This window comes from Pseudomonas sp. PDM22 (assembly GCF_014851965.1).
Classification (GTDB): domain Bacteria; phylum Pseudomonadota; class Gammaproteobacteria; order Pseudomonadales; family Pseudomonadaceae; genus Pseudomonas.
Map to the genome: position 1 here is coordinate 148956 of NZ_JACVAR010000005.1, position 22839 is coordinate 171794.

The 22839-nt window shown below is 64.4% G+C and carries 22 protein-coding genes; 10 read left to right on the forward strand and 12 right to left on the reverse strand.

The annotated features are described in order from the left end of the window. Positions 1-91: 91 nt before the first annotated feature. Together catA and hpaC are read right to left on the reverse strand one after the other, a co-directional pair. The gene (gene catA, locus IB255_RS18645) at positions 92-1024 is read right to left on the reverse strand and encodes a catechol 1,2-dioxygenase (RefSeq protein ID WP_192210662.1); all 933 of its coding nucleotides are present in this window, start codon (positions 1022-1024) and stop codon (positions 92-94) included. A gap of 33 nt (positions 1025-1057) precedes the next feature. Continuing rightward, the gene (gene hpaC, locus IB255_RS18650) at positions 1058-1579 is read right to left on the reverse strand and encodes a 4-hydroxyphenylacetate 3-monooxygenase, reductase component (protein ID WP_081519852.1); all 522 of its coding nucleotides are present in this window, start codon (positions 1577-1579) and stop codon (positions 1058-1060) included. 282 nt (positions 1580-1861) lie between these two features. Here hpaC and IB255_RS18655 point away from each other — a divergent pair, with 282 nt between their 5' ends. Continuing rightward, positions 1862-2488: a response regulator transcription factor gene (locus IB255_RS18655; RefSeq protein WP_081519851.1), complete on the forward strand. Its 627-nt coding sequence runs from the start codon at positions 1862-1864 to the stop codon at positions 2486-2488. Positions 2489-2521: 33 nt separating this feature from the next. On the opposite strand, the gene IB255_RS18660 is transcribed toward IB255_RS18655, so the two are convergent. After that, on the reverse strand, positions 2522-3511 hold the full coding sequence (locus tag IB255_RS18660) for an asparaginase (protein ID WP_192210663.1): 990 nt from the start codon (positions 3509-3511) through the stop codon (positions 2522-2524). An 89-nt stretch (positions 3512-3600) separates the two neighbouring features. After that, positions 3601-5043 (reverse strand): alanine/glycine:cation symporter family protein, encoded by a 1443-nt coding sequence (locus IB255_RS18665; RefSeq protein ID WP_081519849.1) that lies wholly within the window; start codon positions 5041-5043, stop codon positions 3601-3603. 168 nt (positions 5044-5211) lie between these two features. On the opposite strand from IB255_RS18665, the gene IB255_RS18670 reads away from it, so the two are divergent. Further along, a complete protein-coding gene (locus IB255_RS18670) occupies positions 5212-6030 on the forward strand; it encodes a helix-turn-helix domain-containing protein (protein ID WP_192210664.1) in 819 nt (272 codons plus the stop codon). A 52-nt stretch (positions 6031-6082) separates the two neighbouring features. Here the strand turns inward: IB255_RS18670 and IB255_RS18675 are convergent, their stop codons facing one another. Beyond that, a complete protein-coding gene (locus IB255_RS18675; RefSeq protein ID WP_081519847.1) occupies positions 6083-6967 on the reverse strand; it encodes a DMT family transporter in 885 nt (294 codons plus the stop codon). Positions 6968-7495: 528 nt separating this feature from the next. On the opposite strand from IB255_RS18675, the gene IB255_RS18680 reads away from it, so the two are divergent. After that, the gene (locus IB255_RS18680) at positions 7496-8746 is read left to right on the forward strand and encodes an OprD family porin (protein ID WP_192210665.1); all 1251 of its coding nucleotides are present in this window, start codon (positions 7496-7498) and stop codon (positions 8744-8746) included. Between the two features lie 233 nt (positions 8747-8979). Here the strand turns inward: IB255_RS18680 and IB255_RS18685 are convergent, their stop codons facing one another. After that, the gene (locus IB255_RS18685; RefSeq protein WP_192210666.1) at positions 8980-10215 is read right to left on the reverse strand and encodes a PilT/PilU family type 4a pilus ATPase; all 1236 of its coding nucleotides are present in this window, start codon (positions 10213-10215) and stop codon (positions 8980-8982) included. Between the two features lie 185 nt (positions 10216-10400). Here IB255_RS18685 and IB255_RS18690 point away from each other — a divergent pair, with 185 nt between their 5' ends. The 5 genes from IB255_RS18690 to IB255_RS18710 all read left to right on the forward strand — a co-directional run bounded on the left by IB255_RS18690 (position 10401) and on the right by IB255_RS18710 (position 14631). Next, on the forward strand, positions 10401-10679 hold the full coding sequence (locus tag IB255_RS18690; RefSeq protein ID WP_081519844.1) for a peptidylprolyl isomerase: 279 nt from the start codon (positions 10401-10403) through the stop codon (positions 10677-10679). A gap of 34 nt (positions 10680-10713) precedes the next feature. Further along, positions 10714-11076, forward strand: coding sequence for an MmcQ/YjbR family DNA-binding protein (locus tag IB255_RS18695; protein WP_151187045.1), 363 nt, complete (start codon positions 10714-10716; stop codon positions 11074-11076). Beyond that, on the forward strand, positions 11076-11630 hold the full coding sequence (locus tag IB255_RS18700) for a putative glycolipid-binding domain-containing protein (protein ID WP_151187044.1): 555 nt from the start codon (positions 11076-11078) through the stop codon (positions 11628-11630). Before IB255_RS18695 ends, IB255_RS18700 begins: the two co-directional genes overlap by 1 nt. Before the next feature lie 260 nt (positions 11631-11890). Then, positions 11891-13072 (forward strand): MFS transporter, encoded by a 1182-nt coding sequence (locus IB255_RS18705; RefSeq protein ID WP_192210667.1) that lies wholly within the window; start codon positions 11891-11893, stop codon positions 13070-13072. 281 nt (positions 13073-13353) lie between these two features. Beyond that, positions 13354-14631, forward strand: coding sequence for an OprD family porin (locus IB255_RS18710; protein ID WP_081519840.1), 1278 nt, complete (start codon positions 13354-13356; stop codon positions 14629-14631). Between the two features lie 90 nt (positions 14632-14721). Here the strand turns inward: IB255_RS18710 and IB255_RS18715 are convergent, their stop codons facing one another. Together IB255_RS18715 and IB255_RS18720 are read right to left on the reverse strand one after the other, a co-directional pair. Further along, positions 14722-15003: a hypothetical protein gene (locus IB255_RS18715; RefSeq protein WP_081519839.1), complete on the reverse strand. Its 282-nt coding sequence runs from the start codon at positions 15001-15003 to the stop codon at positions 14722-14724. A gap of 154 nt (positions 15004-15157) precedes the next feature. Further along, entirely contained in the window at positions 15158-16108 is a 951-nt protein-coding gene (locus IB255_RS18720) for a phospholipase D-like domain-containing protein (protein ID WP_081519838.1), read from the reverse strand. Positions 16109-16355: 247 nt separating this feature from the next. On the opposite strand from IB255_RS18720, the gene IB255_RS18725 reads away from it, so the two are divergent. Next, positions 16356-17945, forward strand: coding sequence for an ABC-F family ATPase (locus IB255_RS18725; protein ID WP_081519837.1), 1590 nt, complete (start codon positions 16356-16358; stop codon positions 17943-17945). Positions 17946-18057: 112 nt separating this feature from the next. Here the strand turns inward: IB255_RS18725 and IB255_RS18730 are convergent, their stop codons facing one another. Together IB255_RS18730 and IB255_RS18735 are read right to left on the reverse strand one after the other, a co-directional pair. Next, positions 18058-19071 (reverse strand): alpha/beta hydrolase family protein, encoded by a 1014-nt coding sequence (locus tag IB255_RS18730; RefSeq protein WP_081519836.1) that lies wholly within the window; start codon positions 19069-19071, stop codon positions 18058-18060. Between the two features lie 199 nt (positions 19072-19270). Next, entirely contained in the window at positions 19271-19879 is a 609-nt protein-coding gene (locus IB255_RS18735) for an FMN-dependent NADH-azoreductase (protein ID WP_081519835.1), read from the reverse strand. Between the two features lie 131 nt (positions 19880-20010). Between IB255_RS18735 and IB255_RS18740 the strand changes: the two genes are divergently transcribed. Next, the gene (locus IB255_RS18740) at positions 20011-20916 is read left to right on the forward strand and encodes a LysR substrate-binding domain-containing protein (RefSeq protein ID WP_045217489.1); all 906 of its coding nucleotides are present in this window, start codon (positions 20011-20013) and stop codon (positions 20914-20916) included. Positions 20917-20947: 31 nt separating this feature from the next. Here IB255_RS18740 and IB255_RS18745 read toward each other — a convergent pair whose 3' ends face one another. Continuing rightward, positions 20948-21658, reverse strand: a complete 711-nt coding sequence (locus IB255_RS18745; protein WP_192210668.1) for a DUF1294 domain-containing protein — start codon at positions 21656-21658, stop codon at positions 20948-20950. 17 nt (positions 21659-21675) lie between these two features. Beyond that, the gene (locus IB255_RS18750; protein ID WP_081519833.1) at positions 21676-22506 is read right to left on the reverse strand and encodes an undecaprenyl-diphosphate phosphatase; all 831 of its coding nucleotides are present in this window, start codon (positions 22504-22506) and stop codon (positions 21676-21678) included. Between the last annotated feature and the right edge of the window lie 333 nt (positions 22507-22839).

A 22839-nucleotide genomic window follows, 5' to 3' on the forward strand; every position in this document is an offset into this window, starting at 1 on the left:
CAGCGATACCCATCAATCCGTGCGCGGACAGCCATGGGTATCGCTCCACCCTACGTCGGGGTTACCGGCAAAGTCGCAGCGTTGGCGGGAATCAGGCTTCCTGCAAGGCGCGGGGACGGTTGCTGCGATCCTCCGCGTCGGCGGAAACCGCCTGCTGCAGCTGGAAGTCGAACTCGATCTCGGCGAAGCGCCCTTCCACGCCGCGCGCCTTGGCGGCAGCCGCGTCCTCGACAAAACGCACCTCGCCGATCAGTCCGTCACGGGTGGCATAGGCGAAGTCGTCCCATAGGTACTGGTCACCGGCGAGGTTGATCTGCGTGGTCAGGTGGCGATGCCCCGGTGCGGAGATGAAGAAGTGGATGTGCGCCGGGCGCTGGCCGTGGCGGCCAAGCTGATCGAGCAGCTCCTGGGTCGGGCCGTCCGGCGGGCAGCCGTAGCCGCTGGGCACGATGCTGCGGGCCTTGTAGCGGCCTTCGGCGTCGGTGACGATGCGCCGGCGCAGGTTGAACTCGGACTGGGTGCTGTCGAAGTACGAGTAGGTGCCCTGGGTGTTCGCGTGCCAGAGGTCGACCACGGCGCCGGCCAGCGGCTTGCCCTGCGGGTCGAACACGCGGCCGGAAAGGAACATCACGGTCCCCGCGTCCTTGCCGTCGTCCATCCGCGCTTCGCCTTCAGACAGCGGCGCGCCGGCCACATACAGCGGGCCTTCGATGGTGCGCGGGGTACCGCCGCTGAGGCCGGCAGCTTCATCCTGGGCGTCCAGCAGCAGGTCGAGGTAATGCTCGACGCCGAGGCCGGCGACGACCAGGCCGGCTTCCTGGCGGGAGCCAAGACGGTTGAGGTAGTCCACCGCTTTCCAGAATTCGTCGGGGGTGACGTTCATGTCTTCGATGAGCCTGGCGGAGTCCTGCAGCACTCGAAGGATCAACTGCTTCACGCGCGGGTTGCCGGCGTCATTGAGCGCGCCGCTGGCTTCCTGGAAGAACTTCTGGATGTCGGCAGTCTGGGAAATCTTCAGGGTCACGGTGATTACCTCGTTCTTGTTGTTAGATAAGGATCAACTGGCGCAGCGCACGGCCTCGCGGTCAACGCGGTGGAACACGCGGTTGAAGTACACCAGGCTGTCCTGGCGCTCGCGCACCGCGACCTTTTCCAGCTCGACGAACATCACGGTGTGCGAGCCGACTTCCTTGCAGTCGCTGATCCGCCCTTCCAGGCTGACCAGCGCCTGGCGCAGCACCGGCAGGCCGGCATAGCCGTCGTCCCAGAGGTCCCAGGTGAAGCGCTCTTCCATGGAAACCTTGGTCATCCCCGCGAAGTGCTTGGCCAGCTCTTCCTGCTCGCCGCACAGCACGTTGACGCACAGGTGGCCGTTGCTGCGGAACACATCGTGGGTAGCGCTGCCGCGATTGACGCAGACCAGCACGGTGGGCGGCGAGTCGGTGACCGAGCAGACCGCGCTGGCGGTGATGCCGCAGCGGCCTTCCGGGCCATTGGTGGTGATGATGTTCACCGCCGCCGGCAGCTGCGCCATGGCGTTGCGGAAGTCGATCTGGGTCTGGCTGAGGGTGTTGGCCATTTATTCGCTCCTATTTGCCGGAGTGGCATGTGCTGGAGTGGCCGGCACGCCCGGCCTTTCTTGTATGGGGCCAGCGTAGGGCAGCGCGGCGGCGCGCCATATTCAGACGATCACCACGCTTGGGGGGGCGGGCCGCTAGTCATCTAGGTGGTTTCTTTATCGTCAGCACCGGCGACTATGGGTATGCTCCGGGTCATGCCATTCCGACGACCGCGGCAAAAGCCCGGCGTACGCGGCCTACGTGCAGCTTCACAACGATAAGAAAGAAAGTGGCAACGCCTGATGGAAGCTAGAAAACCCGTGGTCTACATCGTCGACGACGACAAGGACCTGCGCACCTCCCTCGCCTGGCTGCTCGAATCGGTCAGCATCGAATCGCTTTGCTTTGGCGGCGCCGAGGAGTTCCTGCGCGAATACGACCCCAGACTCCCCGCCTGCCTGGTGCTCGACGTGCGTATGCCCGAGACCAGCGGCTTCCAGCTGCAGGAGATGCTCAACGACAAGGGCATCAACCTGCCGACCATCTTCGTCACCGCCCACGGCGATATCCCGATGTCGGTGAAGGCGATGAAGAACGGCGCGCTGGATTTCGTCGAGAAGCCCTACAACCCGCAGCAGATGCTGGACCGCATCCAGGCGGCGCTGAAAAGCGCAGTGCAGGTGCACGCGGGCCAGGAGCAGAAGCAGAACCTGCAGCACAAGCTCGACCTGCTCACCGGGCGGGAGCGGGAAATCCTGATGATGGTGGTGGACGGCAAGGCCAGCAAGGTCATCGCCCGCGAGCTGAACATCAGCGTCAAGACGGTCGATGTGCACCGCACCAAGATCAAGGAAAAGATGGGCGTGAGCAGCATCGCCATGCTGGTGCGCGAGGTGCTCAACGTGCCGCTGGAAGAATCGCGCCCCTGAGCGGGGCGCGTTCCGTTTCGATCAATCAGTCGATCAGTCGACGCGCTCGCCGCACAGATCGAGGGCGAACAGCCGTTCCACTTCCGTAGCCGGCAGGCCGCAACCCAGCAGGCTGAACAGCTTGCCGAGCGCCGCTTCGCGGGTCATGCCGCCACCGGACACCAACCCGGCATCACGCAGGCGACTGCCGGCGGCATACACGTCGAATGCCACATACCCCTGCGGGCACTGGCTGATCGCCGCCAGCACCACGCCGCGGGCGTGGGCTTCGCGCAGCGCAGCCAGCAGGTCTTCGTTGTCCGAAGGGCCGGTGCCGCTGCCGAAACACTCCAGCAGCAGTGCCTGAACGCCACTGCCCAGCAGCGCACGCAGGTGCTCGGCGCGCAGGCCGGGAAACAGCGGCAACACCGCGAGATTCACCGGCTGGCGCGGCTGGCGATAGCTCAGCTCGCCGGGCAGCGACTCTGCATGCGCACCCTTGCGCTCGCGCGGCAGCACGGCGAAAGCATCGAAGGCGTCGCTGCGCAACTTGGTGACGCGGGCGCCATGCATCAGCTCGCCGTTGAAATACAGCCAAACACCCGGCTCGACGCCGGTTTCCAGCGCCTTCAGTGCGCCCAGCAGGTTGCCCGGTGCATCGCTGCCCGGCGCGCCCATGGGCTGCATGGAGCCAGTCAGGATCACCGGAACATCCAGCCCCAGCAGCAGGAACGACAATGCCGCGGCGCTGTAGGCCAGGGTGTCGGTGCCGTGCAGCACGAGAACGCCGTCATGGCCGCCCTGCTCCACCGCATTGACGATGGCGTCGCGCATCGCCAGCCAGTTGGCCTGGGTCATGTTGGCGCTATCGAGCAGCGGTTGCAGCTCCGCGAAGGACCAGTCGAGGCGAGTCTCGGTGTGGCCTTGCAGCTGTTCGCGCATGCGAGCTTCGAATCCGCCAGCCGGCGCCAGGCCTTCGGCGGTCTGCAGCATGCCGATGGTGCCGCCGGTATAGAGGACGAAGAGGTTCTTCACTCGACGCATGCCAGTGCTCTTGTAGGAAAGTTCACAGGATAAACCGCGAGGCCGGGAGAAGTCCCGGCCCCGCGTGTCAGACCTTGGTCCGAGAGGGATCAGCCCTGGGCCGGCAGGCTGCCGTGGGCCGGAGCGGTCGAGTTGATCTTGTGGGCATCGCGCCAGGCATCGTGGTCGATGTCCAGGTCGGCGAACTTGCTGGCGTCGAACACCGGGCGCTCGACGCCGGCGGCGCGCTGCTCGTCGTAGTCGCGCATCACGCGCAGGCCGGTCTTGATCAGCATCGCCAGGGCCACCAGGTTGACGAAGGCCAGGCAGGTCATGGTGATGTCGGCGAAGGCGAACACGGTGCCCAGGTTCTGCATCGAGCCCCAGAGGATCAGGCCCAGCACCAGTACACGGAAGGCGATCAGCGCCGAACGGCTGCGGCCGACGATGAACTGCAGGGCGTTTTCGCCGAGGTAGTAGTTGTAGGTGATGCAGGTGAACACGAACAGCGACAGCGCGACGCTGACGAAGATACGGCCCCAGTCACCGACCACGGCGGCCAGCGAGTTCTGGGTCAGGGTGATGCCGTCGCCTTCGAAGCCCGGGGTGTAGAAGCCTGAGAGGAGGATCAGCAGCGCGGTACAGGTGCAGATGACGAAGGTGTCGAGGAACACGCTGAACGCCTGGACCACGCCCTGAGAGGCCGGGTGACGCACGGCGGCGACGGCGGCCACGTTCGGCGCACTGCCCAGGCCCGCTTCGTTGGCGAACACGCCACGCTTGACGCCCATCACGATGGCCGCACCCAGCAGGCCGGCGAACGCCGGCTCCAGGCCGAAGGCACTCTTGACGATGGTGGTCAGCATGCCCGGCACCAGTTCGATCTGGGTGACGATCACGTACAGGGTCACGGCGATGTAGGCCAGGGTCTTGACCGGCACCAGCAGGTCGGAGACCGCAGCGATGCGCTGGATGCCGCCGAAGAACACCACGGCCAGCAGCACGGCCAGGGCGATGCCCGAGTACAGCACCGGGATGTCGAAGGCGTTCTGCAGCGAGTGGGTCACGGTGAAGGCCTGCAGGCCGTTGAAGGCGAAGCCGTAGGTAACCAGCAGCAGGACCGCGAAGGTCATGGCCATCCAGCGCAGCTTCAGGCCGTGCTGGATGTAGTAGGCCGGGCCGCCGCGGTACAGGCCGTTGCCGTCGCTGCGCTTGTAGACCTGGGCCAGGGTGCACTCGAAGAAGCTGCTGGACATGCCCACCAGCGCGGTGACCCACATCCAGAACACGGCGCCGGGGCCACCCAGGGTCACGGCGATACCGACACCGGCGATGTTACCGGCGCCGACGCGACCGGCGAGGCTCAGCATCAGGGCCTGGAACGAGCTCAGTTGCCCGGACTGGCCGCGGATCGACTCCTTGAACACGCCGAACATATGGCCGAAGTGGCGGAACTGGACGAAGCGGGAGCGGATGGTGAAGTACGCACCGAGTCCTACGATGAGGACGATGAGGACTTTCCCGGAGAGGAAATCGTTGATCGCGTCGAGCATGTGCTGGGGCCTCGATTGTTATTGTGGGAGCGCGGGCCTGGGGCTGGCCCGCTCACTGGGGGCGCATGGTTGCGCCCGAAGCCTCCCGAAACAATTTCGCGGCTTGCTACGAATTGATGCTACCTGACGCTATAATTGCGCCAGTCGCATCACTTGGACCTGGCACGAATGTCCGAAAACCTCGGCCCCAACCTCAAGCTACTTTGCGCTCACTACCGCTCTATCTCGGAGGTTTGCCGCAAGCTCGCAATCAACCGCGCGCAGTTCAACAAGTACCTCGGCGGGCAGAGCCAGCCCACTCCTTTCAACCTCAAGAGGATTGGAGATTTCTTCGGCGTCGAGGATTACGAGCTGCAATTGCCGCCGGAGCAGTTCGCCCGCCTGATCGGTGCGCGCGGCACTTCGCCGGCCAATGTGCAGCGCGACGACCCGCTGCTGGAGATGCTCCGTCCGCTGCGCGACCACGCGGGCAACCTGTCGCGCTACTGCGGCTATTACTTCGAGTATTCCAACTGCATGTCGGTGCCCGGCTCGATCCTGCTGTCACTGGTGCACCTGTACGAGCAGGACGGCAACTTCCTCTTCGAGCGCCAGGAGCGCCAAGAGCGTTCCAGCAGCACCGACGTGCAGGCCGAGGACTGGGTGCGCTGCCGCTACCTGGGCGCGGCCTTCCAGCTACAGGACCGGCTGTTCCTGATGGACTACGAGTCGCTCACCGTCAACGAGATGAGCCAGACCATCCTCATTCCCAGCTTCAAGAGCCGCATCACTCGCCTGAATGGCCTGAAGACCGGCGTCTCCAGCGGCGACCGCCGAACTCCGGCGTGCACCCGCGTGGTCTGGGAATACCTGGGCCCGGAGATCAACCGCATCAGCGCCTATCGCCAGGTAAAGCTGTACCAGCCGGACGATCCGCGCATCGACGATGACGTACGCCAGCGCCTGCAGGTCGGGCCGATTCGCCACGGCCTGTTCGAAATCGAATGATGAGGCCCGTGTAGGAGCGGTCCATGCCCGCGATCGCGGAAAAAGTCCGCGTCTACCGCTTGCGACTCTGCAACCACGCCGCCGCCAGCCCGCTGCCGCAGATCACCGCGATACCCAGCAACGCCGACGGCTCCGGCGTATGGCCGAAGATCACCAAGCCCAGCAGCCCGGCGAAGACAATCTGGCAATAGCTGAACGGTGCCAGCAGCGCCGGCGCGGCATGCTTGAAGGCCTGGGTCAGGAACAGGTGCGCAGTCATCCCGCAGGTGCCCAGGGCCAGCATCATCAGGCCATGCACCAGCCCGGGCCATTGCCAGAAGAACGGCACCAGCGCGCTGACGATCAGGGTGTTGCACAGCCCGGCGAAGAAGTTGCTGGTGGTCGGGCTGTCCACCTGGCTGAGCTTGCGCGTCAGCAACTGGTAGAAGCTGAAGCACAGCGCCGAGCCGAACGGCAGCAGCACCGCCGGGGTGAACAGGTCGCCGCCGGGGTGGACGATGATCAGCACGCCGATGAAGCCGACTATCACCGCCGACCATTGCCCGAAAGTCACCCGCTCGCCCAGCAGCGGCACCGACAACGCCGTCACCAGCAACGGCGCGAGGAAGTTCACCGAGGTCGCCTCGGCCAGCGGGATGTACTGCAAGCCGGTGGTGAACAGGAAGCTGGTACCCAGCAGGCACAGCGCGCGGGCCGTCTGCAGGAACGGGTGGCGGGTGCGCAGCACGGCGAGGCCGGCGCGCGGCAGGAAGATGCCCGCCATCAGCAGCGTGTGCACCACATAGCGCGCCCACACCACCATGACGATGGGATAGATGCTCGCCAGGTACTTGGACAGCGCGTCGTGGCTGGAGAACAGGAAGGTCGCCAGGACGATGAGCAGGATGCCCTTGAAGGGCTGGTGGACGCCGGACAACGGCGATTGGCTGGTACTCATCGACTCACGGAATCACTGGGCAGAAAGGTTGGCGTACGCGACTCGACAGCCTAGCAAGTTGCACCGGGGAAAGAACCCACCCCACGCCGGCGCGCGGACCTCGCGGGTCCGCTGCAAGGCCGGGCGATGACAGTCCCGCGCGGCGTTATTCCGGCCATGCTACGCGGAATCTCCCTACACAAATGTTCCATTTGGTTAATTCGTGTTCGAACAGCGAACAGATACGCCTCGGGCGAATTGCGGCGAGCCGCCGCGGACCACCACTATGGCCCCAGCCGCCGCCCCGATGCGGCGCCAACAACTATAAGAAAGGTCCGTTCACATGCTCACGCTCTCCCTGGCACGCCTGCGCGCGTGTATCGACTCCGCTCATTGTCTGCACCCTCACCCTCGCATTTCCGTCGCGCCTGGCTGATCGCCTGATCCGCGCTCGCTGACCGCCTTGAACCTCCATCCGCCGCTCCCGACAGAGCCGCGCGGAGGACTCCGTTCGCCCTGAACAAAGACAAGAATGCCGAGGGAACACCCATGCTCCGCCACCTGCCCCACCTCACCATCAGCGCCTGCCTGCTACCCGCCCTGCCCGTCCTGGCCCATGCCGAGGACGGCGGTTTTCTCGAGGACGCCAAGACCAGCCTGCTGCTGCGCAACTTCTACATGAACCGCAACTACGTCGGTGATGCCCGGCAGGACAAGGCAGAGGAATGGACCCAGAGCTTCATCCTCGACGCCCGCTCCGGCTACACCCAGGGCACCGTCGGATTCGGCCTGGACGTGCTCGGGCTGTACAGCCTGAAGCTCGACGGCGGCAAGGGCACGGCCGGCACCCAGCTTTTGCCGACCCACGACGACGGCCGCCCCGCCGACGACTTCGGGCGCCTGGCGGTCGCCGGCAAGGCCAAGGTATCGAAGACCGAATTCAAGGCCGGTGAATGGATGGTGGTGCTGCCGATCCTGCGCTCGGACGACGGGCGATCGCTGCCGCAGACCTTCCAGGGCGCGCAGGTCACCTCGAAGGAAATCGACGGCCTGACCCTCTATGGCGGCCAGTTCCGCCAGAACAGCCCGCGCAATGACGCAAGCATGGAAGACCTGTCGCTGTTCAACCGCCCCGCCTTCACCTCCGACCGCTTCAACTTTGCCGGCGGCGAATACCGCTTCAACGGCGACCGCACTCTGATCGGCCTGTGGAATGCCCAGCTGAAGGACATCTACCAGCAGCAGTACCTGCAACTGCAGCACAGCCAGCCACTGGGCGACTGGGTGCTCGGTGCGAATATCGGCTACTTCTGGGGCAAGGAGGACGGCAGCGCCCGTGCCGGCGACCTGGACAACCGCACCTTCTCCGGGCTGTTCTCGGCCAGGTACGGTGCGAGCACTTTCTATCTCGGCCTGCAGAAGGTCATGGGCGAGGACGAGTGGTTCCGCGTCAACGGCACCAGCGGCGGCACCCTGGCCAACGACAGCTTCAACGCCAGCTACGAGAGCGCGAAGGAGCGTTCCTGGCAGTTGCGCCATGACTATGACTTTGCCGCTTTCGGCGTTCCCGGCCTGACCCTGATGAACCGCTACATCCAGGGCCGCAACGTACACAACGCCAGCACCGACGACGGCAGTGAATGGGGTCGCGAGAGCGAGCTGGCGTACACCGTGCAGAGCGGCACCTTCAGGACGCTGAACATCAAGTGGCGCAACTCCACCATGCGCCGCGACTGGGGCAGCACCAACAGCTTTGACGAGAACCGGCTGATCATCAGTTATCCGCTGTCGCTGCTGTAGCTACCCATCAATCACCAACCGTAGGGCGCATAACCTGGAACAGGTCATCCGCCGAGCCATTCGCGGCGGATAACGCTGACGCGTTATTCGCCCTACGAAACGGTGAGCCCCGCCGATACTCCCGGCGCCAAAGTTGAATCGGGCACTCGCGAACAGACGTCGGCCCTGCAGGAGCATCCATCGCCCATGAAAAAGCCCCGGCATACCGGGGCTTTTTCCGTTCGGTTGGCGGCTTATTGGCCTGCCGGCTTCTCCGCGTCTTCCGCCTCGATCTCCTCCAGGGCCAGCTCCAGCCCCCAGCTGGAAGCCTCTACCGGCTGCGCCGCTGCCGGAGCGGCAACCGGTGCCGGTGCTGGCGCAACGGGTTTGGCCGCCGCAGGCGTGGCAGCGCTGCCGACGCTGCCCGGGTTGTCCTTGTAGAGCTTGAGCTTCAGACGCAGGTTGTTCGCCGAGTCGGCGTTCTTCACCGCTTCCTCCTCGGTAATCGCCCCTTCCACCGCGAGGTCGAACAACGCCTGGTCGAAGGTCTGCATGCCGAGGGCACGGGATTTGTCCATGATTTCCTTGATCGAGCTGAAATCACCGCGCTTGATGATGTCGCTGATGGTCGCCGTACCCAGCAGCACCTCCACCGCCGCGCGACGCTTGCCGTCCTGGGTGCGCACCAGGCGCTGGGAGACGAAGGCCTTGAGGTTGTTGCCCAGGTCGTTGAGCAGCTGCGGCCGGCGCTCTTCGGGGAAGAAGTTGATGATGCGGTCCAGCGCCTGGTTGGCGTTGTTCGCGTGCAGGGTGGAGATTGCCAGGTGGCCGGTGTCGGCGAAGGCCAGGGCGTGCTCCATGGTCTCGCGGTCGCGGATCTCGCCGATCAGGATCACGTCCGGCGCCTGGCGCAGGGTGTTCTTCAGCGCGGCATGGAAGCTGCGGGTGTCCACGCCCACCTCACGCTGGTTGATGATCGACTTGCGGTGCCGGTGCACGTACTCGATGGGGTCTTCGATGGTGATGATGTGGCCGCCGCTGTTACGGTTGCGGTGGTCGATCAACGCCGCCAGGGAGGTGGACTTGCCCGAGCCGGTGCCGCCGACGAAGAGCACCAGGCCACGCTTCTCCATCACCACCTTGAGCAGCACTTCGGGCAGGTTCAGGTCGGCGAACAGCGGGATATCCAGCTTGATGTTCCGCGCCACGATGGACACTTCGTTGCGCTGCTTGAACAGGTTGATACGGAAGCGTCCGACGCCGGCGACGGAAATCGCCAGGTTCATCTCCAGCTCACGGTCGAACTCCGCGCGCTGCTCCTCGTCCATCAGCCCGTAGCCGATGCGGGCGACGTCGCCGGCCTTCATCGGTTCGTTGGTCAGGGGCTTGAGCACCCCATTGAACTTGGCGCAAGGCGGAGCACCGGTGGAGAGGTAAAGATCCGAACCATCCTGGGTGGCCAGGATCTTGAGCATCGCTTGGATATCCATTGAACTGCATCCGTACGCAAGGTGGCGGCGGACGCCGTCTGTAAGCAGCGTCCTATAAATAAGAATTGGCTTATTGACTCTATGGAGCGCTCCTGCGCCAGACAATGCAACCCATCGCGAAATGCGACCTGTGTCACTGCTGCCGTACAATGCCGCCCAGACGCTTTCATTCAAGGACCCAACCAATGCCCGTCGCCATGGCCCGCCACATCCTGGTCAAGACCTCCGCCGAAGCCGAGCAGATCAAGCAGCGCCTGGCCAAGGGCGAGGACTTTGCCGCCCTGGCGCGCAAGCATTCCACCTGCGCTTCCGGCAAGCGCGGTGGCGACCTGGGCGAGGTTCGCCCCGGACAGATGGTCCGCAGCATCGACCAGGTGATCTTCAGGAAGCCGGTCGGCGTGGTTCATGGGCCGGTCAAAAGCCAGTTCGGCTACCATCTGGTCGAAGTCTATTTCCGTGACTGAGCAAGGCCGCGCCTGACCGAAGGAACGCACGCCCATGACGCCGCAACAGATCGCCCGCTTCTGCCTGGAACTTCCCGGCGCCCGCGAAGACATCAAGTGGGGCAGCAACCGCGTGTTCTCGGTGGCCGGCAACAAGATGTTCGCCATCCTCGACTTTCTCGACAGCGGCCACGGCGCTCTGGCCTTCAAGGTCGGCCCGGAGCTGTTCCTGGGCTACGTCGACCGTCCCGGCATCCGCCCGGCGCCCTATCTGGCGCGAGCCTTCTGGATTTCCATGCAACGCCCCTACCCCATGGGCGACGCCGAATTGCGCGAAGCGCTGATCCGCTCGCACCAGCTGGTGGTCGCCCGCCTGCCCAAGCGCCAACGCCTGGGCCTCGTGCTGGAGACTTCCTGATGCGCACGCTCGACTGGGAAGGCATCTGGCACGCGCCGACGGCCAGCTGGGAATCGCTGCAACTGGGCGAGCTGCGCGCCGAGAGCCAGTTGCGTGCCATCGATGAAGCGGGCGGGCCGTCCTATCAGCTCGATTACCAGCTGGATTGGGACGACCAATGGCGTCTGCGGGAAGCGCTTTTCAGCGTGGAAAGCGCACACGGCACGCATCAGTTGCACCTGCTGACCGATGGCGAAGGCCACTGGCAGAACGCTGAGGGCGTGTCACTGAAAGACCTGGAGGGCTGCGTGGACATCGACATCTGGCCGTCGCCCTTCACCAATACCTTCCCCATCCGCCGCCTGCACCTGGCCGACGGCGAGCGCCGCGAGCTGGCGGTGGTCTACCTGGAGGCTCCGAAGCTCAAGCCGGCACGGATGCGCCAGGGCTATACACGGGTCGATTCCCATCACTATCTGTACGAGAACCTCGAAGGCACCGATTTCAGGGCGCTGTTGAGCGTGGATGACGATGGCCTGGTGATCGATTACCCCACCCTGTTCCGCCGAGTCTGACCCCATTGTTTCCTGTAGGAGAGCGCCATGCGCGCGATCGCGGGCATGACCCGCTCCTACAATAAGTCGGCAACTGAAGGTGCCTGCGTAGGGCGGATAACCTGGAACAGGTTATCCGCCGCCCCAAACAACGGCGGATAACGCGGACGCACCATTCGCCCTACGGACGGAGGATATTTCAGGTAGTTCGTTAGCTAGCTTTCCTACACGCCACACGCGGTCCATCATGTAGGACCACTCGCCGTACCGAACCGCAGCAGATGTCCGCCGATTCCCGCCCGTCCTCGTCCACCACCCTGCAAGTGGTGTCCGTCGTCCTTTTCACCTTCATCGCCTACCTGACCATCGGCATCCCGCTGGCCGTGCTGCCCGGCTACGTGCACAGCGACCTGGGCTTCGGCTCGGTGATGGCCGGCCTGGTCATCAGCATCCAGTACCTGGCCACCCTCCTCACCCGCCCGTACGCCGGCAAAGTCATCGACACCCTCGGCCCCAAGCGCGCCGTGCTCTACGGCATGGTCGGCTGCGCCGGCAGCGGTGCGCTGATGCTCGGCTCCTGGGCGATGCAGGGCCTGCCATTGCTCAGTCTCGGCCTGCTGATGGTCGCGCGCCTGGTGCTGGGCACCTCGGAAAGTCTGGTCGGCAGCGCCTCGATCGCCTGGGGCATCGACCGCGTGGGCGCGGCGAACACGGCAAAAGTCATTTCCTGGAACGGCATCGCCAGCTATGGCGCCCTGGCCATCGGCGCGCCGCTGGGCGTGCTGATGGTCGGCCAGCTCGGGCTGGCCAGCCTGGGCGGCAGTGTGGTCCTGCTGGCTGCGCTCGGCTTCGCCCTGGCCTGGCCCAAGCGTGCCGCCGCTCTGGTGCATGGCGAGCGGATGCCTTTCCACCACGTGCTCGGCCGGGTATTGCCCCACGGCATGGGCCTGGCACTGGGCGGCATCGGCTTCGGCACCATCGCCACCTTCATCACGCTCTATTACGCCAGCCTCGGCTGGAAAGATGCGGTCTACTGCCTGACCGCCTTCGGCGGCTGCTTCATCGGCGCACGACTGCTGTTCGCCAATGCCATCAATCGTCACGGTGGCTTCCGTGTCGCTATCGCCTGCCTGTCGGTGGAAAGCCTCGGCCTGCTCCTGCTGTGGAGCGCCCCGACGCCCTGGATCGCACTCGCCGGCGCAGCGCTGACAGGCTTCGGTTTCTCCCTGGTGTTCCCCGCGCTGGGCGTGGAAGCCGTGGGCCTGGTGCCCGCTTCAAGCCGGGGTGCCGCACTGGGCGCCTATTCGCTGTTCATCGATGTATCCCTGGGTATTACCGGGCCACTGATGGGTGCCGTCGCCAACGGCTTCGGCTTCGGTTCGATCTTCCTCTGCGCCGCACTCGCAGCATTCAGCGGACTGATCCTCAGCCTCTGGCTGTTCCAGCGCTCGTTTGCTCGCTGAGCCAGTCACGCGGCAATCTGCCGCGACTTCGCCCATCCCCCGCGAGCCGCCGCGATCCGGCGGCCAAAACCGCTGATCAGGTAATCATGACGAGAGCATGACAGAGGCTGGACGAAAAAGTTCGAACCTCTGCTATCATCCCGCGGCGCCGGGGCGACCACGCCCCGAATACAACCAAAAGAATATGCCAGCACAGGACTCCACCTACCCCGATCACGCACTTCGGGGCGGAGAGCTTTTTTCTTTCTGTTCGCTGGCGCTGCACCATTAAGGAAATCATGATGCTGAACCACCGGATCAGTCTGCTCGCACTGGGGATCCTCGCGTCGACCGCCGCCATGGCCGAAGACCAGTCCACCGCCAAGGGCTTCACCGAAGACAGCCACCTGGACCTGTTCTTCCGCAACGCCTACATGAACCGCGACTACAAGCACGGTCGTGACGACAAGGCCGAGTGGGGCCAGGCCGCCACCGCGACCTTCACCTCCGGCTTCACCCAGGGCACCGTAGGCTTCGGCGTTGACGCGTTCGGCATGTACGCCCTGCGTCTGGACGGTGGCCAGGGCAAGAGCGGCGCTGCCGGCATCGACTTCTTCAAGCAGGGCGACAGCGGCGAAGCTGCCAACGACCTGGCCCGCGCCGGTGGTGCAGTGAAGGCTCGCTTCTCCAACACCGTGATCAAGTACGGTGACCAGATGCCGGCCCTGCCGATCCTCAGCTACGACAACTCCCGCCTGCTGCCGGAAAGCTTCACCGGCACCCTGATCACCTCCAAGGAGATCGAAGGCCTGGAGCTGAACGTCGGCCGCTTCACCTCGGAAACCCGCAAGAGCGCCGAAGGGCGTGACAGCGGCGGCCTGAAGCGCATCGACGTGTTCGGCGGCAGCTACAAGTTCACCGACAACTTCAGCGGCTCGCTGTACGGCTACGAGAGCGAAGACGTCGCTCGCAAGCAGTACATGAACCTGAACTACGTCATCCCGGTGGCCGACAAGCAGTCCCTGACCCTGGACTTCAACGGCTACCGCACCCGTGTGAACGAAGACTTCGCTTCCGACAACGGCATCGACGGCACCAAGAACACCATCTGGAGCCTGTCGGCCGCCTACAACATCGGCGTCCACACCTTCATGATCGCGCACCAGCGCAACAACGGTGATTCCGGCTACAACTACGGCTGGTACCAGAACCAGGGCGGCCTGGGCGACGGCGGCACCACCATCTGGCTGGCCAACTCCTACTGGTCGGACTTCAACGGTGAAGACGAGCGTTCCTGGCAGGGCAGCTACAGCCTGGACTTCTCCGAGTACGGCGTACCGGGCCTGAGCTACACCGTGGCCTACGTCTACGGCGACAACATCAAGACCGCCGAGACCAGCAACGGCAAAGAGCGCGAAATCTTCAACCAGCTGAAGTACGTCGTGCCGAGCGGCCCGGCCAAGGACCTGTCGGTCAAGCTGCGCGGTTCCTGGCTGCGTGTGTCCAACGACGCCCGCTCCTACAACGACGACGGCAACGAAGTGCGCGTCTTCGTCGAGTACCCGGTCAACATCTTCTGATGATCTGATCAGGCTCGAAGGAAAACGCCCCGTGGCATCGCTGCCACGGGGCGTTTTTCATTCCGGCGCCTTTCTTTCCAGGCAGGCGGTTCACTCCAGAGAGCGGCGTCTGTGCAGCCAGGGCATCGGCGGCAGCGCCATGCGCAGGATGTGGAAGCACAGCAGCAGGATCAGCGCGCCGGCCACGAAGGAGCCCAGGCGCTGGGCCGGTTCGAGCGTGTCATTGAGCACGTTGAGGAACAGCATCGCACTGCCGCCCAGCATGCAGGCCAGCAGGAACACCGAGAGGATGTAGATCTTCAGCGTCAGCAGTCGCCAATGCCAGCGCATGCGGCGGCGGACGGGGACTTCATCGGGGGGAAGTTGCGGCATGATCCATTGCCTCCTGACAGGTTTCTGACGGACTCACGCAACTGCAGCATGCGACGTCGAGATATTGGCAGGATGCTAGCCATCATCGTGCAGAATGCCAAGTCGCACAGCGCGCGACCGTCGGGTCGCAGGCTGTGCGCCGATGAATGGCTGCTTAGCGCACCACACTATTGATGTCGTGGCGATTGAGCGAAGTCCGCATTTCTTCGTACCACTCCGGGATCACGTCCTTCAGGCGCTCCTTGGCGTCCTCCAGCTTGAACGGCTGGGTGTAGCGCTTCTTGCGGTAGGAGTAGATGTAGTAGGTGCCGTCGCGGTAGAGGATGCGGTCGAAGGTGTAGAAGCCGATGTGCGTGCCGTTGCAGCGTGCGGTCAGCACCATGTCGCCCTCTTCGTAGGGCAGCACGCCTTCGGCGCACTCATAGGTGAAGAACTCGCGCACGTCGTCCCAGTCCACGCCATCGCTGCTGGCATGCAGGAAGGCTTCGGCCTTCTCCTCGGAGTCGTCGGAATGGTCGCTGTACCAGATGAACAGCGGGATGCTCTGGTTGGTCTCGTCGCCCAGCCAGCTCTCGCCGTCCAGGTATTGCGCACTGCGCGCGAGGCTGGCCTGCACGCGGCGGTGACTCTGGCGGTATTCCTCCAGCTGCTCGTCGAAAGCCGGCGAATCCTCACCCAGCACCACGCCTTCCATGCCCTTGATCTCGGCCACGCGCGCCAGGTACTCGGCGTAGAGCGCCGCGTCCTGGATCACGGTGCAGGTGTCACGGGTGAGGCTCAGGCCGATTTCGGTGAAGTTGGCGCTACCCAGCACGACCACGTCCGGCTCGATCAGGATCAGCTTCCAGTGCACGCTGTTCTGCGCGCGGAAGTCGACGTGCAGGGTGACGCTGGCGCCGGCATCGCGGACGCAGTAGTCGATGAAGTCCGGCGAGCTGAACGAGTTGATGGTGCCCACCAGCAGATCGAGGCTATTGCCCTTCTCCACCAGGGTTTCGATCAGTGACTCGGTTTCACTGGCGGAGGCCGAGACCACGGTAATCAGCTTGCCGCTGACCTGCTCCAGGTAATGCCTGAGCGAATGTTGAGCGTTTAGGATTTTCATACAGCCCCCACCAGAATTCTGAACACCGAATTCTGATGCAGGACCATGGAGGGTTTCAACTGTCTGATCTCGCCATACGCCCGCATCACGGGCGCTGCAGCGGCAAAGCATGCAGCGCAGGCCCGGCTGTGGCATAATGAGCGGCTTTGCCAGGCGCCTGTCGGCCTTCTTCGACAGCGCATGCCTTCCCTGCCCGCCCGCGCCGTCCGCGCCCGGCGCGCACCATGTCCAGCCAAGGGTCAGTCAGTTGATTTCCACCGCCAATATCACCATGCAGTTTGGCGCCAAGCCGCTGTTCGAAAACGTTTCCGTCAAGTTCGGCAACGGCAACCGCTACGGCCTGATCGGCGCCAACGGTTGTGGCAAGTCCACCTTCATGAAGATCCTCGGCGGTGAGCTGGAGCCTTCCGGCGGCCAGGTAATGCTGGAAAACGGCGTACGCCTGGGCAAGCTGCGCCAGGACCAGTTCGCCTATGAAGACTTCAGCGTGATCGACACCGTGATCATGGGCCACGAGGAACTGTGGAAGGTCAAGGCCGAGCGCGATCGCATCTACTCCCTGCCGGAGATGAGCGAAGAAGACGGCATGGCCGTGGCCGAACTGGAAGTCCAGTTCGCCGAGTTCGACGGCTACACCGCCGAATCCCGCGCCGGCGAGCTGCTGCTGGGCCTGGGCATTCCGCTGGACCAGCACTTCGGCCCGATGAGCGCCGTCGCTCCGGGCTGGAAGCTGCGCGTGCTGCTGGCACAGGCGCTGTTCTCCGATCCGGACCTGCTGCTGCTCGACGAACCGACCAACCACCTGGACATCAACACCATCCGCTGGCTGGAAAACATCATCACGGCGCGTAACAGCACCATGATCATCATTTCCCACGACCGTCACTTCCTCAACAGCGTCTGCACCCACATGGCGGACCTGGACTACGGCGAGCTGCGCCTGTTCCCGGGCAACTACGACGAGTACATGACCGCGGCCGAACAGGCCCGCGAGCGCCTGCTGTCGGACAACGCCAAGAAGAAAGCCCAGATCGCCGAGCTGCAGACCTTCGTCAGCCGCTTCTCGGCCAACGCCTCCAAGGCCAAGCAGGCCACCAGCCGTGCGCGCCAGATCGACAAGATCCAGCTGGAAGAGGTCAAGCCGTCCAGCCGCGTCAGCCCGTTCATCCGCTTCGAGCAGCACAAGAAGCTGCACCGCCAGGCGGTGACCCTGGAAAAGGTCAGCCAGGGCTTCGACGGCGGCTCGCTGTTCAAGAACCTGAGCATGCAGGTGGAAGCTGGCGAGCGCATCGCGATCATCGGCCCGAACGGCATCGGCAAGACCACCCTGCTGCGCACCCTGGTCGGCGAGATGGCGCCCACCGCCGGTGAAGTGAAGTGGACCGACAGCGCGGACGTGGGCTACTTCGCCCAGGACCACGCCGAGGACTTCGAGGACGACTACAACCTGTTCGACTGGATGGCCCAGTGGACCCAGGGCGGCGAGCAACTGGTGCGCGGCACCCTCGGCCGCATGCTGTTCTCCAACGACGACATCAAGAAGTCGGTGAAGGTGATTTCCGGTGGTGAACAGGGCCGCATGCTATTCGGCAAGCTGATCCTCAAGCGCCCCAACGTGCTGGTGATGGACGAGCCGACCAACCACCTGGACATGGAGTCCATCGAGTCGCTCAACCTGGCGCTGGAAAACTATCCGGGCACCCTGATCTTCGTCAGCCATGACCGCGAGTTCGTGTCCTCCCTGGCCACCCGCATCATCGAGCTGTCGGAAAACGGCGTGACCGACTTCAGCGGCACCTACGATGACTACCTGCGCAGCCAGGGCGTGATCGTCTGATCACTGCCTTGATGCAATGAAAAAGCCCCGCCAAGCGCGGGGCTTTTTCTTGGGTGTTTCTCGGCAGGCGCGGACGTGGCCGCTCCTGCAGGAGGGGGCGCATCGCGGGGGATCAGCGCCCCGACGTCTGCATCGTCGCACTGCCCAGGCTGACGTCGAAGAACTCCGCCGCCGAGGCCGCGAGGTCACGGTGGATGGCCTTGCGATCCAGGTGCTGGGTGTCGGTGCACAGGTCCGGGGTAGCTTCCACCTCCTCCTCCGAACAGGGCGACATGAAGACGAAGTGCCCTGCCCCATCCAGCACCCGCAGATCCGCCTGCTGCGGCAGTTTGCGAGCCAGCGCGCCGGCATTCTTCTTCCAGTCGAGGATCTGGTCATCGTTGCCGGTGTAGAGCAGCACCGGCACCTGCACATCTTCCAGCTCATGGACGCCATACATCAGGCTCAGCGGCGCGAGCAGGAGCAAGGCGCCGATGCGCGGATCGGCCATGGGCACCAGGTCGTTGCGATCGGCACGCACCTCGCCCTTCTCGCTGCAGGCGTCGGCGTCGTCCGGGCGCTCCTGGCAATACTTGATCAGCCGCTCCAGGCGCGGCTGGGCGCCGGCCAGGATCAGCGCCGTTTCACCGCCCGCGGAATAGCCGATCACCCCGACCTTGCGCGGATCGGCAATGGCCGCGACCTTGGGGTCGAGCAGCGCGGCACTGAGGGTTTCCGACACCTGCAGCGGCCGCCCGTAGAGGTTGCTCTTGGCGCCCAGGCGGCTGTGGTCATGCAGGTTGTCGCCGGGGTGCAGCAAGGTCACCACCACGAAGCCCTTGCGCACCAGCGCCGCGATCAGGTCGCGGTGGGCCAGCGGCGTGCCGTAGTTGCCGTGGGACATCACCAGCAGCGGGAAGCGGCCGTTGGCGGTCTGCCCCTCGTAGGCGACGTCGAGGATGAAATTACCCAGGTGCAGGGGCTGTTCGGGCGCGCGCGTGGGGTAGAAGGCGATGGCCTTCATCGGCTGCTGGTCCAGCGGGTCGCTCACCTGCAGGCGGTGAAAACCCACGTTCCAGCCCTGTGCCGCCCAACTCGCGGTACTGAAGGTAACGAGCAGCAGGAACCAGAACACGCGCCTCGCCATGGTGCAGTTCGCTCCGATTTGTCTCCGGATCAGGCGCCACGAGGCTTGCTGGTGAGTACAGAGGCCGTCGGACGCCGCCTGGAGGGAACCTCTGCATAGTACGCGCCAGTGGGACTCGCTCCGTGCCCGCAGACAGGCGGTACCGACCGGGCACAAAAAAGCCCCGCATCGGCGGGGCTTTTTCTTCTGATGGCAGCGATCAGGCGGCGGCGAACTGGCTGGCGATGCTCGCCTGGGCGCCTGCGATGGCGTTGCGGCGCGGCTCGTCACCGTAGGCAAGGCCCTCAGCACGAACGACCTCGATGTCGGTAATGCCGAGGAAGTTCAGCACCAGCTCCAGGTAGCTCTCGTGGGCGATGCCAGTCGGCTGGCCGGCGTGGATGCCGCCCGCAGTGGAGACGATGATCACTTTCTTGCCGCCTGCCAGGCCTTCCGGGCCGTTCTCGGTGTAGCGGAAGGTCTTGCCGGCGACGGCGATACGGTCGATCCAGGCCTTCAGCTGGCTGGGGATGGAGAAGTTGTACATCGGTGCACCGATGACGATGGCGTCTGCGCCGAGGAACTCCTCGATGCTCTGCTCGCCCAGCGCGGCTTCATGCTTCTGGGCAGCGTCGCGCAGTTCGGCCGGGGTGCCGGCGGCAACCAGGCTGGCGGAGGACAGGTGGCTGATGGCGTCGGCGGCCAGGTCACGGTAGGTGACTTCGACGCCCGGCTCAGCGGCGGCCCAGGCAGCAACCAGTTCGGCGCTCAGTTGGCGGGAAGTGGAGTTGTCGCCGAGGATGCTCGAGTCGATGTGCAGCAGTTTCATGTGTGTTCTCCAGGAAAGGTGCCAAGTGGGTTGGCGGAGGAATTCGTCGTTGAAGGCAAGACTACGCATGTAGCCAATCTTCGATAAGTCGGCAAAAATGCAATGATTCGTCTCACCAGCAGGACAATACAATGCAGGACCTCAATGACCTCTTCTACTTCGCCAAGGTGGTGGAAGCCGGCGGCTTCGCGGCCGCCGGGCGCCTGCTGGGTCTGCCGAAGTCGCGCCTGTCGCGGCGTGTAGCCGAACTGGAAGCGCGCCTGGATGTGCGTCTGCTGCAGCGCACGACCCGCAAACTCGCGCTCACCGACCTGGGCGAACGCTATTACCGGCACTGTCAGGCGATGCTGGTGGAAGCCGAGATGGCGGATGAAGTCGCGGCGCAATTGAGCGCGGAGCCGCGCGGGCGAGTGCGCCTGTCGTGCCCGGTGGCGCTGGCGGAAACCTCTTTGAACGAGATGCTGCCCGGCTTCCTCGCGGCCTATCCGCAGGTGAACCTCGAGCTGATGCTGACCAACCGCCGCGTCGACCTGCTCAATGAAAGCATCGACGTCGCACTGCGCGTGCGGGCACCGGGGGATGAGGACCTGTCGCTGATCTCGCGGCGCCTGCGCCTGGCGAAGACTGCGCTGGTGGCCGCGCCGTCACTGCTCAAGGGCGTCAAGCTGCGTGCGCCGGAGGACCTGGCCGCCCTGCCCGTCCTTGGCGCCATCGACAACGATCGCCGCGTGCACATGAAGCTGACCGGCCCACAGGGCGAGGTGAAGGAAGTGGCCCTGGAGGCGCGTCTGGCGGTGGAAGACTTCAACCTGCGCAAGAATGTGGCGCTGGCGGGACTGGGCGTGACGCTCCTGCCGCTGCACTACTGCACCGAGGAGCTGGAGGATGGCCGGCTGGTGCGCGTGCTCCCCGCCTGGAGCGAGCCGGAGGCCTACCTGCAGGCGGTATACCCGCACCGGCGCGGCATCCTTCCGGCGGTGCGGGCGCTGCTCGACTATCTGCAGGAAGGCTTCTCGAAGGACGACTGGCCGGTCTGACGCCGGGCTAGTCCCTGAATGGGATCGCCGATTACGCGAGGTTGACGCCCAGACCCATGAGTGCGCCGATCCAGTTCAGCAGCCGGCCGCCACTGAGCCAGTCGATCCAGAACAGCTGGTGCAGCACGACGATGGCCCAGAACACCAGCTGGAAGGACAGCTTGCGGGTCTTGTGGCGAAACACCTGCTGGGCAAGGAAAGCACCCGGCCAGCCGCCGAGCAGCTCCAGCAGGTGCAGGCTCTGTTCGGGAGTACGCCAGTCGTTGCGCTCGGCGCTGCGCTTGTCACGCCAGTAAGCGAAAAAGGCCAGGACGCTGAAGACCGGATAGAGCAGCAGGAACCAGACGAAGTAGGCCTCCTTCAGCCAGAGCACCGAGCCGATGACGGGCAACGCGAGCAGCACGCCGAGGACTGCCAGCGCCTTGCCCAGAGAGCGCTTTGGCGCACTGGGGAAGGCGACTTCACGGCCACTGCGAGCGCGCTCGCGGGTGGCTGTCGCGGCGGGCTTGCGGCGAATCGCCGGGGTATCGATGGCCAGCCCGGCAAGGCGGGCATGATCGGCGCGGGGACGGCCGTCCTTGCCGGTGCCTTCGACGTAACGGACCTGATCACCCGCTTCCGGGCGGCGGTCGCCACGGAAGTCGGAGATGTGCAGGAAGACTTCCTTGCCGCCGGCCTGGGGGCGGATGAAGCCGAAGCCCTTGTCATCGTCCCAGCGGCTGATGGTGCCGTTCTTTTCCACGTTCACTCACTATCGGATCAGGGTTTGACGCTGCTCCAGTCGATCAGGGCGAACTGCCAGGTCGCCAGGATCAGCAGGCCGAACACGATACGGTACCAGGCGAAGGCCGCATAGCTGTGGTTGGCGATGAACTTGAGCAGGCCGCGCACGGCGATCATCGCGAAAATGAAGGAGGTGACGAAGCCGATGGCGAAGACCGGCAGGTCCGAGGGCTGGAAGATGTCACGGTACTTGTAGCCGGAGTAGACCGCGGCCCCCACCATGGTCGGCATGGCCAGGAAGAAGGAGAACTCGGTAGCTGCCTTGCGCGACAGGCCGAACAGCAGGCCGCCGATGATGGTGGCGCCGGAGCGCGAGGTGCCCGGAATCAGCGCCAGGCACTGGCAGCAGCCGACCTTCAGCGCTTCCTTCCAGGTCATGTCGTCGACGGTCTCGGCGTGGACCACGTGCTGGCGTTTCTCCGCCCAGAGCATGATCACGCCGCCCACCACCAGGGCCACGGCCACGGTGATCGGGTTGAACAGGTAGTGGTGGATGTAGTCGGCGAAGGCCACGCCCAGGATCACCGCCGGGAAGAAGGCGATCAGCAGGTTGATGGTGAAGCGCTGCGCCTTGCGCTGGGTGGGCAGGCCGCAGACGATCTCGAGGATCTTGCGGCGGAACTCCCAGACCACCGCCAGGATGGCGGCCAGCTGGATGATGATGTTGAAGGCTTCGGCACGCTCACCGCCAAATCCGATGAGGTCCGCCACGATGATCTGGTGGCCGGTACTGGAGATCGGCAGGAACTCGGTAAGCCCCTCGACCACGCCAAGAATGAAGGCCTGAAAGGCGCTCCACAGATCCATACTACTGTCCCCCGCGAGGCACGCTGGCTCGCACGTTTCTAATGGTTTTATCCCGCTGCCTGCTCCTGGCGCGTGAGCGCCGCAGCGGCGTCGGCATGCTAATGCATTGCCCGCAGATCGCTACGAAATTCACAAAAATTTCTCTTGCGCAGCGCGGGCAGAGGAAGCGTTGGCACTTCAGCAAGAATGAGCCGCCTTTCGTCGCCAGGAAGATGCAGACAACCGCAATCCGGACGGGTTCGCGCCATCATGCAAAATGCCTAATTCATTGAAAAGCCTGCTGTACTCAAGTACCAGAAAGTCTACAAGCGACCCGATTCTGTTAACGACGCG

Excerpts from the sequence above, each read along its gene's own strand:
- hpaC (WP_081519852.1), bottom strand. The coding sequence starts at position 1,579 with ATGGCCAACACCCTCAGCCAGACCCAGATCGACTTCCGCAACGCCATG.
- IB255_RS18655 (WP_081519851.1), top strand. The coding sequence starts at position 1,862 with ATGGAAGCTAGAAAACCCGTGGTCTACATCGTCGACGACGACAAGGAC.
- IB255_RS18660 (WP_192210663.1), bottom strand. The coding sequence starts at position 3,511 with ATGCGTCGAGTGAAGAACCTCTTCGTCCTCTATACCGGCGGCACCATC.
- IB255_RS18665 (WP_081519849.1), bottom strand. The coding sequence starts at position 5,043 with ATGCTCGACGCGATCAACGATTTCCTCTCCGGGAAAGTCCTCATCGTC.
- IB255_RS18670 (WP_192210664.1), top strand. The coding sequence starts at position 5,212 with ATGTCCGAAAACCTCGGCCCCAACCTCAAGCTACTTTGCGCTCACTAC.
- IB255_RS18675 (WP_081519847.1), bottom strand. The coding sequence starts at position 6,967 with ATGAGTACCAGCCAATCGCCGTTGTCCGGCGTCCACCAGCCCTTCAAG.
- IB255_RS18680 (WP_192210665.1), top strand. The coding sequence starts at position 7,496 with ATGCTCCGCCACCTGCCCCACCTCACCATCAGCGCCTGCCTGCTACCC.
- IB255_RS18685 (WP_192210666.1), bottom strand. The coding sequence starts at position 10,215 with ATGGATATCCAAGCGATGCTCAAGATCCTGGCCACCCAGGATGGTTCG.
- IB255_RS18690 (WP_081519844.1), top strand. The coding sequence starts at position 10,401 with ATGCCCGTCGCCATGGCCCGCCACATCCTGGTCAAGACCTCCGCCGAA.
- IB255_RS18695 (WP_151187045.1), top strand. The coding sequence starts at position 10,714 with ATGACGCCGCAACAGATCGCCCGCTTCTGCCTGGAACTTCCCGGCGCC.
- IB255_RS18700 (WP_151187044.1), top strand. The coding sequence starts at position 11,076 with ATGCGCACGCTCGACTGGGAAGGCATCTGGCACGCGCCGACGGCCAGC.
- IB255_RS18705 (WP_192210667.1), top strand. The coding sequence starts at position 11,891 with ATGTCCGCCGATTCCCGCCCGTCCTCGTCCACCACCCTGCAAGTGGTG.
- IB255_RS18710 (WP_081519840.1), top strand. The coding sequence starts at position 13,354 with ATGCTGAACCACCGGATCAGTCTGCTCGCACTGGGGATCCTCGCGTCG.
- IB255_RS18715 (WP_081519839.1), bottom strand. The coding sequence starts at position 15,003 with ATGCCGCAACTTCCCCCCGATGAAGTCCCCGTCCGCCGCCGCATGCGC.
- IB255_RS18720 (WP_081519838.1), bottom strand. The coding sequence starts at position 16,108 with ATGAAAATCCTAAACGCTCAACATTCGCTCAGGCATTACCTGGAGCAG.
- IB255_RS18730 (WP_081519836.1), bottom strand. The coding sequence starts at position 19,071 with ATGGCGAGGCGCGTGTTCTGGTTCCTGCTGCTCGTTACCTTCAGTACC.
- IB255_RS18735 (WP_081519835.1), bottom strand. The coding sequence starts at position 19,879 with ATGAAACTGCTGCACATCGACTCGAGCATCCTCGGCGACAACTCCACT.
- IB255_RS18740 (WP_045217489.1), top strand. The coding sequence starts at position 20,011 with ATGCAGGACCTCAATGACCTCTTCTACTTCGCCAAGGTGGTGGAAGCC.
- IB255_RS18750 (WP_081519833.1), bottom strand. The coding sequence starts at position 22,506 with ATGGATCTGTGGAGCGCCTTTCAGGCCTTCATTCTTGGCGTGGTCGAG.